The sequence below is a fragment of the Vibrio sp. 1641 genome, from assembly GCF_033339995.1.
Lineage (GTDB): Bacteria > Pseudomonadota > Gammaproteobacteria > Enterobacterales > Vibrionaceae > Vibrio > Vibrio alginolyticus.
In genome coordinates, this window is the sequence record NZ_JAWOVP010000250.1 from 1 (window position 1) to 643 (window position 643).

A 643-nucleotide genomic window follows, 5' to 3' on the forward strand; every position below is an offset into this window, starting at 1 on the left:
AATGCGCTTAAAGTGGTCAATATCAAACAAAGCCAAACACGTCGTCGGTGTATCAGGATAACGTTCTACAATATTCGCGTAGTGGGTTAATTGTTCTTCAAACTTTCTGCGGTTCCACAGTCCAGTCAAACCGTCTTTCTCACTTAAGTTGCGCAACTGCTCTTCCAACGCTTTACGTTCAGAAATATCCACCAGCGAAGTGATGTAATAGCTGATTTTACCGGACTTTGTTAAGTTCGCTTGGATACGCATGATCGCCGTAAACACATGATTCAATTGGGTACGGCAGCGTACTTCGCCTTCCCAAACATTCTCGCGCCCTAACTTATTCCAAATGTTTAGCGTCTCTTCGAGGTCTTCAGGAAGCAAAATCAGGCTGTGGGCATTCGAGCCTTTCACTTGTTCGGTAGAATAACCCATCATGTTTTCAAACTCTTGGTTGACCATGATGATGCGGAGCGACGCGTCAGAAATCATGACGGCGGTCATACCATCGAGTGCGGCACGGGCTAACTTCGATTCCACACTATGACGACGGTAATGCAGCGCCAACGCGGTAATTGGCAAAGTGAAAACCAGTACAAGACTTAATACAAACAAGGATTCTTGAATAAGGTCATTGATGTCGCGCGTCGCTCTTTTT

1 protein-coding gene is annotated in these 643 nt (G+C 45.6%); it reads right to left on the reverse strand.

Translation table 11 applies throughout. The annotated features are described in order from the left end of the window. A partial coding sequence (locus tag R7Z47_RS25325; protein WP_318130826.1) for a PAS domain S-box protein occupies window positions 1–643 on the reverse strand: 643 nt, incomplete at both ends.